Source organism: Lysinibacillus sp. NPDC096418 (assembly GCF_044762775.1).
GTDB lineage: Bacteria > Bacillota > Bacilli > Bacillales_A > Planococcaceae > Lysinibacillus.
The window spans coordinates 12,896-27,960 of record NZ_JBIWEY010000026.1; the positions used below are offsets into that span (position 1 = coordinate 12,896).

Annotated in this window: 27 protein-coding genes; all 27 read right to left on the minus strand. The window is 40.0% G+C overall.

From position 1 onward, the window contains the following. Nucleotides 1-23 precede the first annotated feature (23 nt). Nucleotides 24-1,319, minus strand: coding sequence for a preprotein translocase subunit SecY (gene secY / locus ACIQZG_RS17105; protein WP_402756692.1), 1,296 nt, complete (start codon nucleotides 1,317-1,319; stop codon nucleotides 24-26). Next, nucleotides 1,319-1,759, minus strand: a complete 441-nt coding sequence (gene rplO, locus ACIQZG_RS17110; RefSeq protein ID WP_010860592.1) for a 50S ribosomal protein L15 — start codon at nucleotides 1,757-1,759, stop codon at nucleotides 1,319-1,321. The genes secY and rplO overlap by 1 nt, the downstream gene beginning before the upstream one ends. 34 nt (nucleotides 1,760-1,793) lie before the next feature. Continuing rightward, nucleotides 1,794-1,976, minus strand: coding sequence for a 50S ribosomal protein L30 (gene rpmD, locus ACIQZG_RS17115; RefSeq protein WP_402756693.1), 183 nt, complete (start codon nucleotides 1,974-1,976; stop codon nucleotides 1,794-1,796). Nucleotides 1,977-1,991: 15 nt separating this feature from the next. Next, complete coding sequence (rpsE, locus tag ACIQZG_RS17120) at nucleotides 1,992-2,495, minus strand: 30S ribosomal protein S5 (RefSeq protein ID WP_402756694.1); 504 nt, start codon at nucleotides 2,493-2,495, stop codon at nucleotides 1,992-1,994. Nucleotides 2,496-2,516: 21 nt separating this feature from the next. After that, the gene (gene rplR, locus ACIQZG_RS17125) at nucleotides 2,517-2,876 is read right to left on the minus strand and encodes a 50S ribosomal protein L18 (protein WP_402756695.1); all 360 of its coding nucleotides are present in this window, start codon (nucleotides 2,874-2,876) and stop codon (nucleotides 2,517-2,519) included. A gap of 32 nt (nucleotides 2,877-2,908) precedes the next feature. Then, nucleotides 2,909-3,448 carry a 50S ribosomal protein L6 gene (rplF, locus tag ACIQZG_RS17130; protein ID WP_402756696.1) on the minus strand — a complete coding sequence of 180 codons (540 nt, stop codon included), beginning with the start codon at nucleotides 3,446-3,448 and terminating at the stop codon, nucleotides 2,909-2,911. A gap of 30 nt (nucleotides 3,449-3,478) precedes the next feature. Next, nucleotides 3,479-3,877 carry a 30S ribosomal protein S8 gene (gene rpsH / locus ACIQZG_RS17135; protein WP_008181717.1) on the minus strand — a complete coding sequence of 133 codons (399 nt, stop codon included), beginning with the start codon at nucleotides 3,875-3,877 and terminating at the stop codon, nucleotides 3,479-3,481. Between the two features lie 29 nt (nucleotides 3,878-3,906). Continuing rightward, nucleotides 3,907-4,092 carry a type Z 30S ribosomal protein S14 gene (locus ACIQZG_RS17140; protein WP_004233656.1) on the minus strand — a complete coding sequence of 62 codons (186 nt, stop codon included), beginning with the start codon at nucleotides 4,090-4,092 and terminating at the stop codon, nucleotides 3,907-3,909. Nucleotides 4,093-4,113: 21 nt separating this feature from the next. Further along, on the minus strand, nucleotides 4,114-4,653 hold the full coding sequence (gene rplE, locus ACIQZG_RS17145; RefSeq protein ID WP_402756697.1) for a 50S ribosomal protein L5: 540 nt from the start codon (nucleotides 4,651-4,653) through the stop codon (nucleotides 4,114-4,116). A 29-nt stretch (nucleotides 4,654-4,682) separates the two neighbouring features. Further along, on the minus strand, nucleotides 4,683-4,991 hold the full coding sequence (gene rplX / locus ACIQZG_RS17150; RefSeq protein ID WP_402756698.1) for a 50S ribosomal protein L24: 309 nt from the start codon (nucleotides 4,989-4,991) through the stop codon (nucleotides 4,683-4,685). 35 nt (nucleotides 4,992-5,026) lie between these two features. Next, nucleotides 5,027-5,395: a 50S ribosomal protein L14 gene (gene rplN, locus ACIQZG_RS17155; RefSeq protein WP_004233650.1), complete on the minus strand. Its 369-nt coding sequence runs from the start codon at nucleotides 5,393-5,395 to the stop codon at nucleotides 5,027-5,029. A 43-nt stretch (nucleotides 5,396-5,438) separates the two neighbouring features. After that, a complete protein-coding gene (rpsQ, locus tag ACIQZG_RS17160) occupies nucleotides 5,439-5,702 on the minus strand; it encodes a 30S ribosomal protein S17 (RefSeq protein WP_008181723.1) in 264 nt (87 codons plus the stop codon). Between the two features lie 18 nt (nucleotides 5,703-5,720). Further along, nucleotides 5,721-5,921, minus strand: a complete 201-nt coding sequence (rpmC, locus tag ACIQZG_RS17165) for a 50S ribosomal protein L29 (RefSeq protein ID WP_004233646.1) — start codon at nucleotides 5,919-5,921, stop codon at nucleotides 5,721-5,723. Continuing rightward, nucleotides 5,911-6,345, minus strand: a complete 435-nt coding sequence (gene rplP / locus ACIQZG_RS17170) for a 50S ribosomal protein L16 (protein ID WP_010860599.1) — start codon at nucleotides 6,343-6,345, stop codon at nucleotides 5,911-5,913. The genes rpmC and rplP overlap by 11 nt, the downstream gene beginning before the upstream one ends. Before the next feature lies 1 nt (nucleotide 6,346). Then, complete coding sequence (gene rpsC, locus ACIQZG_RS17175) at nucleotides 6,347-7,000, minus strand: 30S ribosomal protein S3 (protein WP_402756699.1); 654 nt, start codon at nucleotides 6,998-7,000, stop codon at nucleotides 6,347-6,349. 3 nt (nucleotides 7,001-7,003) lie between these two features. After that, nucleotides 7,004-7,348, minus strand: coding sequence for a 50S ribosomal protein L22 (rplV, locus tag ACIQZG_RS17180; protein WP_004233639.1), 345 nt, complete (start codon nucleotides 7,346-7,348; stop codon nucleotides 7,004-7,006). 22 nt (nucleotides 7,349-7,370) lie between these two features. Beyond that, nucleotides 7,371-7,649 (minus strand): 30S ribosomal protein S19, encoded by a 279-nt coding sequence (rpsS, locus tag ACIQZG_RS17185; protein ID WP_004233637.1) that lies wholly within the window; start codon nucleotides 7,647-7,649, stop codon nucleotides 7,371-7,373. A gap of 60 nt (nucleotides 7,650-7,709) precedes the next feature. Then, the gene (gene rplB / locus ACIQZG_RS17190; RefSeq protein ID WP_402756700.1) at nucleotides 7,710-8,540 is read right to left on the minus strand and encodes a 50S ribosomal protein L2; all 831 of its coding nucleotides are present in this window, start codon (nucleotides 8,538-8,540) and stop codon (nucleotides 7,710-7,712) included. Between the two features lie 52 nt (nucleotides 8,541-8,592). Next, nucleotides 8,593-8,877 carry a 50S ribosomal protein L23 gene (gene rplW, locus ACIQZG_RS17195; protein WP_054767903.1) on the minus strand — a complete coding sequence of 95 codons (285 nt, stop codon included), beginning with the start codon at nucleotides 8,875-8,877 and terminating at the stop codon, nucleotides 8,593-8,595. Beyond that, on the minus strand, nucleotides 8,877-9,500 hold the full coding sequence (gene rplD / locus ACIQZG_RS17200) for a 50S ribosomal protein L4 (protein WP_402756701.1): 624 nt from the start codon (nucleotides 9,498-9,500) through the stop codon (nucleotides 8,877-8,879). The genes rplW and rplD overlap by 1 nt, the downstream gene beginning before the upstream one ends. A 26-nt stretch (nucleotides 9,501-9,526) precedes the next feature. Then, nucleotides 9,527-10,156, minus strand: a complete 630-nt coding sequence (rplC, locus tag ACIQZG_RS17205) for a 50S ribosomal protein L3 (RefSeq protein ID WP_402756702.1) — start codon at nucleotides 10,154-10,156, stop codon at nucleotides 9,527-9,529. A 47-nt stretch (nucleotides 10,157-10,203) separates the two neighbouring features. After that, nucleotides 10,204-10,512: a 30S ribosomal protein S10 gene (gene rpsJ / locus ACIQZG_RS17210; protein WP_004233624.1), complete on the minus strand. Its 309-nt coding sequence runs from the start codon at nucleotides 10,510-10,512 to the stop codon at nucleotides 10,204-10,206. A 351-nt stretch (nucleotides 10,513-10,863) separates the two neighbouring features. Beyond that, complete coding sequence (locus ACIQZG_RS17215) at nucleotides 10,864-12,180, minus strand: Na+/H+ antiporter family protein (protein WP_402756703.1); 1,317 nt, start codon at nucleotides 12,178-12,180, stop codon at nucleotides 10,864-10,866. Between the two features lie 150 nt (nucleotides 12,181-12,330). Further along, nucleotides 12,331-12,510: a hypothetical protein gene (locus ACIQZG_RS17220; RefSeq protein WP_402756742.1), complete on the minus strand. Its 180-nt coding sequence runs from the start codon at nucleotides 12,508-12,510 to the stop codon at nucleotides 12,331-12,333. After that, entirely contained in the window at nucleotides 12,507-12,971 is a 465-nt protein-coding gene (locus ACIQZG_RS17225) for a hypothetical protein (RefSeq protein WP_402756704.1), read from the minus strand. The genes ACIQZG_RS17220 and ACIQZG_RS17225 overlap by 4 nt, the downstream gene beginning before the upstream one ends. A 6-nt stretch (nucleotides 12,972-12,977) precedes the next feature. After that, on the minus strand, nucleotides 12,978-13,667 hold the full coding sequence (locus ACIQZG_RS17230; protein WP_483869791.1) for a response regulator: 690 nt from the start codon (nucleotides 13,665-13,667) through the stop codon (nucleotides 12,978-12,980). Nucleotides 13,668-13,814: 147 nt separating this feature from the next. Then, a complete protein-coding gene (gene tuf / locus ACIQZG_RS17235; RefSeq protein ID WP_402756705.1) occupies nucleotides 13,815-15,002 on the minus strand; it encodes an elongation factor Tu in 1,188 nt (395 codons plus the stop codon). Nucleotides 15,003-15,065: the final 63 nt, after the last annotated feature.

The following is a 15,065-nucleotide window of genomic DNA, read 5'->3' on the forward strand; positions in this document are numbered from 1 at the left end:
ATAACGTTCCCTTGAAACCAACATTATTTCATAAAGCCTTTGTAGTGACGTTTAACAAGTTGAGATTCTAGCTGTTTCATCGTTTCTAGCGCGACGCCGACTACGATAATAATACTAGTACCACCGATTTGCACTGAAGCAGGTAACTTCATATAGCTTATGAAGATAGTCGGCATTACAGCAATAACAGTTAAGAAAATCGCACCGACAAATGTCAGACGATATAACACGCTTGTTAGATACGTTTGAGTGTTTTCACCCGGGCGAATACCTGGGATGTAAGCACCTTGTTTTTTTAAGTTATCTGCCACATTTTCTGGATTCACCTGAACGAATGCATAGAAATATGTGAACGCGATGATCAAAGCAATATAAATTACCATTCCAACAGGCTCTTGATAATTGAACGTGTTTTTAATGAATGTAGTTACATTGTTTTCACCAAAGAACGGAACTAACACTTGAGGTGTCACAAGAAACGCTGATGCAAAGATTACAGGAATAACCCCTGCAGCATTTACTTTTAACGGCAAGTGCGTTTGTTGTCCACCAGTTTGTTGGTTACGTCCAGTAACTCGTTTTGCATATTGAATTGGAATTTTTCGTAGTGCTTGTTGCACATAGATAACGCCAACAATAACTGCAAGTAAAATCAAAACAAGCAATACAAGGACTACAATGTTAATAAACAATGCGTCACCGGCATCCTCGATTTGTTGTGCATATGTTTGATTGACTGCTGTCGGTAATGCCGCAACAATACCTGCGAAGATAACTATAGAAATACCATTACCAACGCCATGCGCGGTAATTTGTTCAGCAAGCCAAACAATAAATGCTGTACCAGCTGTCAATACGATTGAAATCGTAACATAAGTTAGGATTCCTTCTTCTTTAATCAATGATCCACCATACATTTTGTTAAAGCCAAATGACATGGCAAATGATTGAATGAAAGCTAGTATAATCGTAAAGTAGCGAGTAAATTGTGCAAGTTTACGTCTTCCGACTTCACCTTGCTTTGCCCATTCAGCAAACTTCGGTACTACGTCCATTTGCAATAATTGAACAATAATTGAGGCCGTGATGTAAGGCATAATCCCCATCGCAAAGATCGAGAAGTTTGACAAAGCACCACCGCCAAAAGTATTGAGGAAACCAACGAGATTGAACTCATCAGTTGCCTTTAATACATCAGCGTCAACGTTGGGTACTGGTACGAATGTGCCAATACGGAAAACGATTAACATTAAAAGAGTGAAAATGATTTTATTTCGTATATCTCGAACACGCATAAAGTTAGAGATCGTCTGAAACATTAAATCACCTCAGTAGTTCCGCCGGCATTCTCAATCGCTTCTTTAGCCGAAGCTGAGAATTTATGAGCTTTTACTGTAAGCTTTTTGTTAAGAGTTCCGTTTCCAAGAACTTTAATTCCAGCTTTTTCATTGCTCACTAGACCTGTTTCTAATAATAATGCAGTTGTTACTTCTGCACCATCTTCGAAACGGTTTAATGTGTCAAGATTAACGATCGCGTATTCTTTACGGTTAATGTTAGTAAATCCACGCTTCGGTAAACGACGGAATAAAGGGTTTTGACCACCTTCGAATCCAGGGCGTACACCGCCGCCAGAACGAGAGTTTTGACCTTTATGACCTCTACCTGCAGTTTTACCGTTACCAGAACCGATACCGCGACCTACGCGGTTACGTACTTTACGCGAACCTTCTGCTGGTTTTAACTCATGAAGTTTCATTTTGGATGGCACCTCCTTGTTCGTTAATTAAAAATTAGTTTTCTTTTACAGTAACTAAGTGTGCTACGACATTAATCATACCGCGAGTAGCTGCATTATCAGCTTTCTCAACAGTTTGGTTTAATTTACGTAAGCCTAAAGCCTCGATTGTTTTACGCTGTGCTGGTTTTGAACCAATCACAGATTTTGTAAGGGTGATTTCTAATTTGTTAGCCATATTATATTTCCCCCCTTATCCTAATAGTTCTTCCACTGATTTACCACGTAATTTTGCTACGTCCTCTACGCGTTTTAATTCAGTTAAACCTTGTACTGTCGCACGCACCATATTAATTGGTGTGTTTGAACCAAGTGATTTTGAAAGAATATCAGTAATACCAGCAAGTTCTAGTACGGCACGAACCGGACCACCAGCGATAACTCCTGTACCAGGAGCAGCAGGTTTGATTAGGATTTCTCCTGCACCGAAGCGACCAAGCACTAAGTGTGGAGTTGTTCCACCAACACGTGGCACTTCTACTAAGTTTTTCTTCGCATCTTCAACAGCTTTGCGGATAGCATCTGGAACCTCTTGTGCTTTACCAGTACCGAATCCTACATGACCGTTTTTATCGCCAACAACAACTAATGCTGTGAAGCGGAAGCGACGTCCACCTTTAACAACTTTTGCAACACGGTTAATAGTAACTACGCGTTCTTCAAGTTCTCCAAGTTTGTTTGCGTCAATTCGACTCATGAAATGTGTCCCTCCTTCTTATTAAAATTCTAAACCATTCTCACGTGCAGCTTCAGCTAAAGCTTTTACACGTCCATGATATAAGTAACCACCACGGTCAAAGACAATAGCAGTAATGTTCTTTTCAGCAGCGCGTTTTGCGATTGCTTCACCGACTTTTGTTGCAGCTTCCACGTTGTTACCTGCGCCTTCAAAAGATTTATCTTGAGAAGAAGCGCTAACAAGTGTTACGCCTGCTACGTCATCGATTAATTGTGCATAGATGTTCTTATTAGAACGGAATACGTTTAAGCGTGGAAGCTCAGCAGTACCCGTGATTTTAGAACGTACTCGTGCATGACGTTTTTTACGAACTTGATTTTTATCCTGTTTCGTAATCATAAGGGTCACTCCTTTCTAATGCTTATGCAGCATTATTTACCTGTTTTACCTTCTTTACGACGAACGTATTCGCCTTCGTAACGGATCCCTTTACCTTTATAAGGCTCTGGTGGACGTACGTCACGGATGTTAGATGCAAGAGCGCCAACGCGTTCCTTGCTGATACCTTTAACGATGATTTTTGTGTTAGAAGGAACTTCTACTTCAATACCATCTTCAGGTGTGAACTCAACTGGATGAGAGTAACCTACGTTTAGAACAAGTTTTTTACCTTGTAATTGCGCACGGTAACCGACACCGATAAGTTCTAATGATTTTTCGAAACCTGCAGAAACACCAGTAATCATGTTCGCTAAAAGCGCACGAGTTGTACCGTGGTTTGTGCGGTGTTCTTTTGATTCAGAAGGACGAGATACAGTAATCACGTTACCTTCTTGCTCAATTTTCATATCTTGGTGGAAAGAACGAACAAGTTCGCCTTTTGGACCTTTAACAGTAACAGTGTTGCCTTCTGCAACAGTAACAGTTACGTTAGCTGGAACCTCGATAATTTTTTTACCTACACGAGACATTTAGTTGCACCTCCATTCATTTATAGCTAATTACCAAACGTATGCTAAAACTTCGCCGCCAACTTGTTTAGCGCGAGCTTCTTTATCTGTTAATAAACCTTGTGAAGTAGACACTAAAGCGATACCAAGACCGTTTAATACTTTAGGTACTTCATTTGTTTTTGCATAGACACGTAGTCCAGGTTTAGAAATACGTTTTAAGCCAGTGATAACGCGCTCGTTATCTTTACCGTATTTTAAGAAGATACGGATAATTCCTTGCTTATTGTCTTCCACGTATTCTACGTCACGTACGAAACCTTCACGCTTTAAAATTTCAGCGATTTCTTTTTTCACGTTGGAAGCCGGTACTTCTAACTTCTCGTGACGAACCATGTTCGCATTACGAATGCGAGTTAGCATGTCTGCAATCGGATCAGTCATTGTCATTACATTTACCTCCTTCCCAAATTAGGGGATTACCAGCTGGCTTTTTTCACGCCAGGAATTTGTCCCTTATATGCAAGTTCTCGGAAACAAATACGGCAAAGTTTGAATTTGCGATATACAGAGTGTGGACGGCCACAGCGTTCACAGCGCGTATACTCTTGCACTTTAAACTTTTGCTTACGTTGTTGTTTAACGATCATTGATTTTTTTGCCACGTTCTTGCCCTCCTTATTTGATTACTTTTGGAACGGCATACCGAATTGTGTCAATAACTCGCGAGCTTCTTCGTCAGAGTTCGCTGTCGTTACGATCACGATGTCCATACCGCGTACTTTTGAAACTTTATCGTAATCGATTTCTGGGAAAATTAATTGTTCTTTAATACCTAGAGTATAGTTACCGCGACCATCGAATGCTTTTTTAGAAACACCACGGAAGTCACGTACACGAGGTAATGAGATTGAGATTAATTTGTCCAAGAATTCATACATACGCTCACCGCGTAATGTAACTTTAGCACCGATAGGCATACCTTCACGTAAACGGAAACCAGCGATCGATTTTTTCGCTTTAGTTACTACTGGTTTTTGACCAGTGATAATTGCTAATTCTTCTACAGCTGTATCTAATGCTTTAGAGTTTTGAACAGCGTCGCCAACACCCATGTTGATTACGATTTTGTCAACTTTCGGCAATTGCATAACTGATTTATATTCGAACTTGCTCATTAGAGCAGGTGAAACTTCATTTAAATATTTTTCTTTTAGGCGGCTCATGTGTGTACCTCCCTTCTCTTATTTACTAGTTAGTCGATTACTGCACCTGATTTTTTTGCAATACGAACTTTTTTACCGTTTTCGATTTTATAACCTACACGAGTCGGCTCGCCAGATTTAGGATCGATTAGCATTACGTTCGAAACGTGAATTGCAGCCTCTTGGCTTACAATCCCACCTTGTGGATTCAATTGGTTAGGTTTAACGTGTTTTTTCACGATGTTTACACCTTCAACAAGAACACGTTCTTGTTTTGGATAAGCGGCTAGGATTACTCCTTCTTTGCCTTTATCTTTACCAGTGATAACCTTAACTTTGTCACCTTTTTTTACATGCATGCTGTCGCACCTCCTTGATTGGCACTGTCATGAAATTAAAGAACTTCTGGAGCTAGAGAAACGATTTTCATGAAGTTGCTGTCACGTAATTCACGTGCAACAGGTCCGAAAATACGAGTTCCGCGTGGTGATTTATCATCACGAATAATTACACAAGCATTCTCATCGAATTTGATGTAAGTACCGTCTTTACGGCGAACGCCTGATTTAGTGCGAACGATAACAGCTTTAACAACGTCACCCTTCTTGACAACGCCACCTGGTGTTGCTTTCTTAACTGTACAAACGACGATATCGCCGATGTTAGCAGTTTTACGGCCAGAACCACCAAGCACTTTAATTGTAAGAACTTCACGTGCACCTGAGTTGTCAGCAACTTTCATACGACTTTCTTGTTGGATCACTTAGGTTACCTCCCTTCGGACATTGGTTGTTCCGAATTAGTTATTAAATAATAACCGCTTTTTCTACAACTTCAACTAGACGGAATCGTTTAGTAGCTGATAGCGGGCGAGTTTCCATGATACGTACGATATCACCGATTTTCGCTTGGTTTTGCTCATCATGAGCTTTAAACTTTTTAGAGTATTTTACACGTTTACCGTAAAGCTTGTGCTTTTTGTGTGTTTCAACTAAAACAGTAACAGTTTTGTCCATTTTATCTGAAACTACGCGGCCCGTGTAAACTTTGCGTTGATTACGCTCAGTCATACTTGAAAACCTCCTTTATCAGTTATTTGCACTGATTTCTCTTTCACGAATAACAGTTTTCATACGCGCGATTGCTTTACGCACTTCGCGGATACGAGCTGTGTTTTCTAATTGACCAGTCGCCAATTGGAAGCGAAGGTTGAAAAGCTCTTCTTTCAGTGATTTCACTTTTAATTCAATTTCAGAAGTGGCAAGGTCACGGATTTCATTAGCTTTCATTAGATTCACCACCAGTTTCTTGACGTTTTACGATTTTACATTTAACAGGAAGCTTATGTGATGCTAAACGAAGTGCTTCGCGTGCGATCTCTTCAGATACACCAGCAATTTCGAACATTACTTTTCCTGGTTTTACTACTGCTACCCAACCTTCAGGAGAACCTTTACCAGAACCCATGCGGACTTCTAGAGGTTTTTTCGTGTAAGGTTTGTGTGGGAAGATTTTAATCCAAACTTTACCGCCACGTTTCATGTAACGAGTCATCGCGATACGTGCAGATTCGATTTGACGGTTAGTGATCCAGCTAGCTGTTTGAGCTTGTAAGCCCCATTCGCCGAAAGATACTTCTTTACCGCCTTTCGCTTCGCCACGCATGTTTCCGCGGTGTTCACGACGGTATTTTACGCGTTTAGGCAATAACATATTATTTGCCTCCTTCCACAGATTTCTTCGTAGGAAGAACTTCTCCACGGTAAATCCATACTTTAACGCCTAGTTTACCATAAGTAGTGTCAGCTTCTGCGTGTGCATAGTCGATGTCAGCACGTAGAGTATGAAGTGGTACAGTTCCTTCGCTATAGTGTTCAGCACGCGCGATATCAGCGCCACCTAAACGACCAGATACTTGTGTTTTAATTCCTTTTGCACCAGCACGGATTGTGCGTTGGATCGCTTGCTTTTGCGCACGACGGAATGATACACGGTTTTCTAATTGACGAGCGATGTTTTCTGCTACTAATTTCGCATCAAGATCAGCACGTTTGATTTCGATAATGTTGATGTGTACACGTTTACCAGTTAATTGACCAAGGTATTTACGAAGATTTTCAACTTCAGTACCACCTTTACCGATTACCATACCTGGTTTCGCAGTGTGAATTGTAATGTTTACACGGTTTGCAGCACGTTCGATTTCTACTTTAGAAACTGAAGCGTCCTTTAAAGCCGTTTCAATATATTTACGCACTTTGATGTCTTCGTGAAGTAGAGTTGCATAGTCTTTTTCAGCGTACCATTTTGACTCCCAGTCACGAATAATACCAACGCGTAGTCCTATTGGATGTACTTTTTGACCCATGGATTAACCCTCCTTCTTTTCAGATACCACTAGAGTAATGTGGCTTGTACGTTTGTTAATAGCGCTTGCGCGTCCTTGTGCACGTGGACGGAAACGTTTTAATGTTGGACCTTCATCAACAAATACTTCAGAAACTACTAAAGAATTGATGTCAAGATCATAGTTGTGCTCAGCATTAGCAACTGCAGATTTTAATACTTTCTCAACGACTGGAGACGCCGCTTTTGGAGTATGACGTAAAATTGCAACTGCTTCACCAACTTGCTTACCTCGAATTAAGTCTACAACTAGACGAACTTTACGAGGAGCAATGCGTACTGTGCGAGCGATAGCTTTAGCTTGTGTCATTAGGATTTACCTCCTCTCAAAATTAGCGTCTTGTTTTCTTGTCGTCTGCACCGTGACCTTTGTAAGTACGAGTCGGTGCGAATTCACCAAGTTTGTGGCCTACCATATCTTCTGTTACGTATACAGGAACATGTTTACGTCCATCATATACAGCAATCGTTAAACCGATGAAGTTCGGGAAGATTGTAGAACGGCGAGACCAAGTCTTGATAACTTGTTTTTTCTCAGAAGCCTCTTGTGCTTCCACCTTTTTCATTAAGTGGTCGTCGACAAAAGGTCCTTTTTTCAAGCTGCGACCCATGTAGGAGCCTCCCTTCGTGATACCACCACGGTCCTCACATAGAACCGTAGTTTAACCACATTATTTTTTACGACTACGGATGATGAATTTATCCGATTTGTTTTTCTTCTTGCGAGTTTTGTAACCAAGTGCTGGTTTACCCCAAGGAGTCATTGGTGATTTACGTCCGATTGGAGAACGTCCTTCACCACCACCGTGTGGGTGATCGTTAGGGTTCATTACAGAACCACGAACTGTTGGGCGTTTACCTAACCAACGAGAACGACCAGCTTTACCGATGTTTACAAGTTCGTGTTGTTCGTTACCAACTTGACCGATTGTAGCGCGACAAGTAGCAAGAACTAAACGTACTTCACCTGATTGAAGACGTACGATAACGTATTTATCTTCACGACCAAGTACTTGAGCTGAAGTACCAGCTGAACGTACTAATTGGCCACCTTTACCAGGTTTTAACTCGATGTTATGGATTGTTGTACCCATTGGAATGTTTGCTAATGGTAATGCGTTACCAACTTTAATGTCAGCATCTGGACCAGAAACGATTGTTTGACCAACTTCTAGACCTTTAGGTGCTAAGATGTAAGCTTTTGCTCCATCAGCGTAGTTAATTAATGCGATATTCGCAGAACGGTTTGGATCATATTCAATAGTAGCAACTTTTGCCGGAATGCCATCTTTAATTCGTTTGAAATCGATAACACGGTATTGCTTCTTATGACCACCACCATGATGACGAACAGTGATTTTACCTTGGTTGTTACGACCAGCTTTGCGTTTAATTGGAGCAAGCAATGATTTCTCAGGCTTGTTAGTTGTAATTTCCGCAAAGTCTAATGACGTCATATTACGACGACCATTAGAGGTAGGTTTGTACTTTTTAATCGCCATGTGTTTTCCCTCCTTCTTGAGTGTTCAAATTATTAAATCCTTTTAGTAAGGATTACATTTCGAATAATTCGATGTCTTTGCTGTCTGCAGTTAATTTAACAATCGCTTTACGGCGTTTGTTAGTGTAACCACCATAACGGCCAACGCGTTTGAATTTACCTTTGTAGTTAAGAACGTTTACTTTCTCAACTTCTACACCAAAGATTTCTTCTACAGCGTCTTTTACTTGAGTTTTGTTAGCGCGAGTGTCTACTTCGAAAGTATACTTTTTCTCTGCCATAAGTTCTGAAGAACGCTCAGTAATGACCGGACGTTTTAAAATATCACGTGCTTCCATTATCCAAGCACCTCCTCAACTTTTTCTACTGCAGCTTTTGTGAATACAACTTTTTCGTGACCTAAAAGATCAAGAACGTTGATTCCGTTAGCAGTTAAAACTGTTACACCAGGGATGTTACGAGCAGATAATGCTACGTTTTCATCTAGGTCAGCAGTTACGAATAAAGATTTTTTCTCTAAAGAAAGATCTTTAAGGATTTTTGTGAATTCTTTTGTTTTTGGTGCTGCTAATGTAAGAGCATCAAGAACTAAGAAGTTTTGTTCAACAACTTTAGCTGATAAAGCTGATTTAAGAGCTAAGCGACGAACTTTTTTAGGCAATTTGTAGCTGTAGCTACGTGGAGTAGGACCGAATACGATACCACCGCCGCGCCATTGTGGAGAACGGATAGAGCCTTGACGAGCACGACCAGTTCCTTTTTGACGCCATGGTTTACGACCACCACCAGCAACTTCAGAACGGTTTTTAACCTTGTGATTACCTTGACGTAGAGATGCACGTTGTGCGATTACTGCGTCGAATAATACTGCTTCATTTGGCTCGATTCCGAAGATCGCTTCGTTTAACTCGATTTCACCAACTGAAGCACCTGTTTGACTAAGTACAGATACTTTTGTCATTCCTGTTTCCTCCTTTCTCGAAGTGATTAGTTAGCTTTAATTGCAGATTTAACTGTAACTAGAGCTTTTTTAGAACCAGGAACATTACCTTTAACAAGTAGTAAGTTACGTTCAACGTCAACTTTCACGATTTCTAAGTTTTGGATTGTAACTACTGTGCCACCCATTTGACCAGGTAATTTCTTTTGTTTGAATACGCGGTTCGGAGCAACTGGACCCATTGAACCAGGACGACGGTGGTAACGAGAACCGTGGGACATAGGACCACGAGATTGACCATGACGTTTAATAACACCTTGGAAACCTTTACCCTTAGTAACACCTGTTACATCAATTACATCGCCTTCTGCGAAAATTTCTACTTTGACTTCTTGACCAACTTCGTATTCTTCAACGTTAACGTTGCGGAATTCACGAACGAAGCGCTTAGGAGCAGTATTCGCTTTTGCTACGTGACCTTGCTCTGGTTTGTTAGAAAGCTTAACGCGCTTATCTTCAAAACCAACTTGGATCGCTTCGTAGCCATCTGTATCAACAGTTTTCTTTTGAAGAACTACGTTTGGAGTAGCTTCGATAACTGTTACCGGGATTAAATCACCGTTTTCAGCGAAAACTTGAGTCATACCAATTTTTCTACCTAAGATTCCTTTAGCCATTTGTCACACCTCCTGTAAATTTTAAAAAAGTTATATTATTTTTACCATTAAAGTTTGATTTCAATATCAACGCCAGATGGTAAATCAAGTTTCATTAACGCATCAACAGTTTGTGGTGTTGGGTTAACGATATCGATCAGACGCTTATGCGTACGCATTTCGAATTGTTCACGAGAATCTTTGTACTTGTGAACAGCACGAAGAATTGTATACACAGACTTCTCAGTTGGAAGTGGAATCGGACCTGATACACTTGCACCTGAACGTTTTGCAGTTTCCACAATTTTCTCAGCAGACTGATCTAAAATACGGTGATCATAAGCTTTTAAACGGATACGAATCTTTTGTTTTGCCATTATTTTCCCTCCTTCTCGCCTATTTTCTAGACATTCTCCACGAAAATTTTTCCCACACACCGCCATGGCAAAGCGGCCGGGTGTGTCGGCAACCTCTCGCTTCATCGCAGTCAAAGACCAACATTCAACATTATATACAATAAAAAAAGAATAAGCAAGTCTTTTCGCTAAATTCTTTTTGATGTTGTAGATATTCTTTACTACTAGTATTTATCGCTTATTTAAGCCGATTACTAGTATATATAATTTCTCTTTATTTTGCAACTCATATGATTAGTATCTTCTATTACACTGATACGAGCTTAGCATTTTAAAAAGCAGCCCCACTTCAGGAGACTGCTTTTCGCAAATTTATAAGAAAAAGACACATGCAATCCATCCAAAAATGACAAGTGGAATGTTGATGAATGTAAATGTCGGCACACATGTATCCCAAATGTGATTATGCTGCCCATCAACATTTAACCCCGCTGTTGGTCCTAATGTTGAGTCTGAGGCTGGTGATCCAGCGTCCCCTAACGCGCCCGCTGTCCCAATTAAACAAATAATCGCAAGTGGACTCATTCCTAGACCTTGTGCAAGAGGCACGAATAACGTTGCGATTATCGGGACCGTCGCAAAGGAAGATCCAATCCCCATTGTCACGACCAAGCCGATCATTAACATAATAAATACAGCTATACTTGTATTGCCTTCAAGGAGATCTACTGCACTCGTAATTAAGCTATCGACATGACCAGTTGCATTTATAACAGAAGCAAAACCGTTTGCCGCAATCATAACGAAGCCGATGAATGCCATCATCTTCATACCTTCAGAAAGAATTTCATCAGCTTCTTTCCATTTAAGTGCCCCAGTAAAGTACATAATCATTATTCCTGAAAATGCTCCGACAATCATCGAACCCGTTGCTATTTGTGTATAGAGTGAAATGATTAATGCAACAATTGTAGAGATGATTACACGTTTACTAACCGATACCTGCAATTCCTCCACTTCTATATCAACATTTTGATATTTACGTGGTTTACGATAAAAGAAATATGCAAAGCCTAAACCTACTAGCATCCCAGCTATAGGAATAGCCATAGCTATCGGTACATCGCTAGACGATGCTTCCATTCCAGCATTCGTTACTTGTGAAGATACGATATCTTGGAAAATCGCTCCGAAACCAGCAGGCACAAAACTATACGTACCGATTAAACCAACTGCAATTAATACTGCGATAAATCTACGGTCAACTTCTAATATATTTAAGATTTTTAAAATCGGCGGAATTAATAATGGAATAAAGGCAATATGAATCGGAATCAAGTTCTGTGAGAAAATCGACATCATAAAGATTAATAAAAAGATTAACACCTTCACTAACCCTTTACGATTACTTTCTCCATTTTTATTTAAAACTTTTAATATCCCCGCAATCAATAGCTCCGGAATACCTGTTTTTGAAATAGCAATTGCAAAACCACCTAGTAATCCATAACTAAGCGCTATGGTTGCCCCTGCCCCTAAACCTTCTGTAAACGACTCGACTGTCGCTGTCATCCCCATACCGCTTGTTAAGCCACCTGCAAAGGCACCTAAAACAAGGGAAAGCACAACATTTATACGTAGTAAGCTTAATATTAACATAACTGCTACTGCCACAATTACCGCATTCATACCTACACTTCACTTTCACACACTAGATTGTTAATATAGTAAAGTTTAATATTCTGACAAATGAAAGTCAAGAGATTCTTATCTTTTTCAGCAAAAAACAGCATGTCACATTATAAGCGACATACTGAATTTTTGCTTGCTTAATATAGATCACAACGATTCCCGTACAACCTTTTTATAGTAACCAACGGATAGCACTGCAAAAATAGCATATAGTGCAACATAGCAGCTCATTGCTATCCATAGTGGCGCTGTTAGCTCGGAGCCAAATAAGAACCACCTAGATTTCACTGCAAAAACTGATCTACAAGCAAATGTAACCTTAATCACTCATGCTCTAGTTTTCTTCGTATAATCATATCTTCTACTTGCGATACCATTAAATTCATTGAGGTTAATGGAGCCTTTACCTCATGAACCCACGCTAGTAAATCATCTGTCTCTTCTTGCAACTCAACTTTTATGTAATTCAATGTAGCATCCTTTTCACGAAATACATCTTCTATTTTGGTAAAATAGGCTCGCTGAAATGGAGATAGCGCTAATCTTTTACTATGCAGTTCGTCTAATTGTAAATCTAGATTTCCCAGGAAATTCTTTGCTTGTGATACCTCCACGATATAACGCCATAGTAAAAACATGATAAAGCTGAAACACAGCACAATGTTTACATAGGCAATTGAAATACCGGCTAACCCCATATCCAATCTAAGCAAAACATTGAGTACCAGTAGCATAACAAGATAGAAAGCAATCCATGAAAAACGTTCTCTAAAAAACAATGCAACCAAGTTCATTCACGCTCCTTGCGTCACTGCTATATAACCAAGTCCCTTTTTCGTGACAATAACATCAAGAAGTCCAATTGCCTCCAGTTTCAAGCGCAAGCGATTAACATTTACAGATAACGTATTATCATTCACAAAACGCTCATCGTCCCATAGCTTACGCATCAGGTCGTCCCTTGAGACAATATGATCTACTTTATCAACTAATACACGGAGAATAAATAACTCATTTTTAGTTAATGAAGCTAGCTGTCCATTAAACGTAATTTCGCTCCGAGCATAGTCAATGACCGCACCATTAAAGCGAGTTACCTCAAATGACTCTTCTACATAATCATATGTACGGCGTAAAATAGCCTGAATTTTCGCCAATAGTACTTCCATATGAAATGGCTTTTGCACAAAATCATCTGCACCCATTTGCATCGCCATAACCATATCCATTGGGTGATCACGGGAAGATAGAAATAGAATTGGCACTTTGGACACGCGGCGAATTTCACGACACCAGTGAAAGCCATCATACGCTGGTAACTGAATATCAATCAGTACTAACTGTGGTTTTGCTTTTATAAAATCATCCATCACCTTTTGGAAATTTTGCGGCCCTACAGTTTCTAATGACCATTGACTAAAACGTTCCTTAATCATATCGAAAATTGAAGGATCATCTTCTATCAATAATACTTTCATTTCCATATCTATCACCCCATTTCCAATTATTTCAACATAAAGTAAACCTTCAATCAGTAAGGAGCTGCACTTGCACATAATAAACGATACGCAAAAAAACCAACTTGTAAGCGTCCCTACAAGTTGGTTTAAGAAAATTAGCGTTAGCTAAAATTATTTTTGGATAGAAGCAACTACGCCAGCGCCTACAGTACGGCCACCCTCACGGATAGAGAATTTAGTACCTTCTTCAAGAGCGATTGGAGCGATAAGTTCTACTGTCATTTCGATGTTATCACCAGGCATTACCATTTCAACGCCTTCTGGTAAATTACAGATACCTGTTACGTCAGTTGTACGGAAGTAGAACTGAGGACGGTAGTTAGAGAAGAATGGAGTATGACGGCCACCCTCTTCTTTTGATAAAACGTAAACTTCAGCTTTGAAGTTTGTGTGTGGAGTGATTGAGCCTGGTTTAGCTAATACTTGTCCACGTTGGATTTCTTCACGAGCTACACCACGAAGAAGTGCACCGATGTTGTCACCAGCTTCAGCATAGTCTAATAATTTACGGAACATTTCTACACCAGTTACAGTTGTAGATTTAGCTTCTTCAGTAATACCAACGATTTCGATTACATCGCCGACTTTAACTTGACCACGTTCAACACGGCCAGTTGCAACTGTACCACGACCAGTGATAGAGAATACGTCCTCTACTGGCATCATGAATGGTTTGTCAGTTTGACGTTCTGGAGTTGGGATGTAAGAATCTACAGCGTCCATTAATTCAACGATTTTTTCTTCCCATTCTGGTTCGCCTTCAAGAGCTTTAAGAGCAGAACCTTTGATTACTGGAAGATCGTCGCCTGGGAAGTCATATTCAGAAAGTAGGTCACGGATTTCCATTTCTACTAATTCTAATAATTCTTCGTCGTCAACCATATCACATTTGTTCATGAATACTACTAAGTAAGGAACACCTACTTGACGAGATAAAAGGATGTGTTCACGAGTTTGTGGCATTGGGCCATCAGCAGCAGATACTACTAAGATACCGCCGTCCATTTGTGCAGCACCAGTGATCATGTTTTTAACATAGTCAGCGTGTCCTGGGCAGTCAACGTGTGCATAGTGACGAGTATCAGTTTCATACTCTACGTGAGAAGTATTGATTGTGATACCACGCTCTTTTTCTTCTGGAGCGTTGTCGATATCAGCGTATGACTTAGCTTCCCCACCCATTTTTTTAGAAAGAACTGTTGCGATAGCAGCAGTTAAAGTTGTTTTACCATGGTCAACGTGTCCGATTGTACCAATGTTAGCATGCGTTTTTGAACGGTCGAATTTTTCTTTAGCCATTAGAGATAGCCTCCTCAAAATTGTATGATTATATTTTTTAAAATTTTATAGCATGATTGCTAA

Coding starts and splice junctions, on each gene's coding strand:
- rplF (WP_402756696.1), bottom strand. CDS start 3,448: ATGTCTCGTGTAGGTAAAAAAATTATCGAGGTTCCAGCTAACGTAACT.
- rplW (WP_054767903.1), bottom strand. CDS start 8,877: ATGGAAGCACGTGATATTTTAAAACGTCCGGTCATTACTGAGCGTTCT.
- ACIQZG_RS17230 (WP_483869791.1), bottom strand. CDS start 13,667: ATGGAAATGAAAGTATTATTGATAGAAGATGATCCTTCAATTTTCGAT.
- rpsE (WP_402756694.1), bottom strand. CDS start 2,495: ATGAGTCGAATTGACGCAAACAAACTTGGAGAACTTGAAGAACGCGTA.
- rplO (WP_010860592.1), bottom strand. CDS start 1,759: ATGAAACTTCATGAGTTAAAACCAGCAGAAGGTTCGCGTAAAGTACGT.
- rplP (WP_010860599.1), bottom strand. CDS start 6,345: ATGTTATTGCCTAAACGCGTAAAATACCGTCGTGAACACCGCGGAAAC.
- rpsQ (WP_008181723.1), bottom strand. CDS start 5,702: ATGACTGAGCGTAATCAACGCAAAGTTTACACGGGCCGCGTAGTTTCA.
- ACIQZG_RS17215 (WP_402756703.1), bottom strand. CDS start 12,180: ATGAATGCGGTAATTGTGGCAGTAGCAGTTATGTTAATATTAAGCTTA.
- rpsH (WP_008181717.1), bottom strand. CDS start 3,877: ATGACAATGACTGATCCGATTGCAGACATGCTAACTCGCATTCGTAAT.
- rplR (WP_402756695.1), bottom strand. CDS start 2,876: ATGATTACGAAACAGGATAAAAATCAAGTTCGTAAAAAACGTCATGCA.
- rplV (WP_004233639.1), bottom strand. CDS start 7,348: ATGACACAAGCTAAAGCTATCGCTCGCACAGTACGCATTGCTCCTCGT.
- rplE (WP_402756697.1), bottom strand. CDS start 4,653: ATGAGCCGCCTAAAAGAAAAATATTTAAATGAAGTTTCACCTGCTCTA.
- rpmD (WP_402756693.1), bottom strand. CDS start 1,976: ATGGCTAACAAATTAGAAATCACCCTTACAAAATCTGTGATTGGTTCA.
- rplC (WP_402756702.1), bottom strand. CDS start 10,156: ATGGCTAAAGGAATCTTAGGTAGAAAAATTGGTATGACTCAAGTTTTC.
- tuf (WP_402756705.1), bottom strand. CDS start 15,002: ATGGCTAAAGAAAAATTCGACCGTTCAAAAACGCATGCTAACATTGGT.
- rplB (WP_402756700.1), bottom strand. CDS start 8,540: ATGGCGATTAAAAAGTACAAACCTACCTCTAATGGTCGTCGTAATATG.
- rplX (WP_402756698.1), bottom strand. CDS start 4,991: ATGCATGTAAAAAAAGGTGACAAAGTTAAGGTTATCACTGGTAAAGAT.
- rpsC (WP_402756699.1), bottom strand. CDS start 7,000: ATGGGTCAAAAAGTACATCCAATAGGACTACGCGTTGGTATTATTCGT.
- secY (WP_402756692.1), bottom strand. CDS start 1,319: ATGTTTCAGACGATCTCTAACTTTATGCGTGTTCGAGATATACGAAAT.
- rpmC (WP_004233646.1), bottom strand. CDS start 5,921: ATGAAAGCTAATGAAATCCGTGACCTTGCCACTTCTGAAATTGAATTA.
- rpsS (WP_004233637.1), bottom strand. CDS start 7,649: ATGGGTCGCAGCTTGAAAAAAGGACCTTTTGTCGACGACCACTTAATG.
- rplD (WP_402756701.1), bottom strand. CDS start 9,500: ATGACAAAAGTATCTGTACTTAGTCAAACAGGTGCTTCAGTTGGTGAA.
- rpsJ (WP_004233624.1), bottom strand. CDS start 10,512: ATGGCAAAACAAAAGATTCGTATCCGTTTAAAAGCTTATGATCACCGT.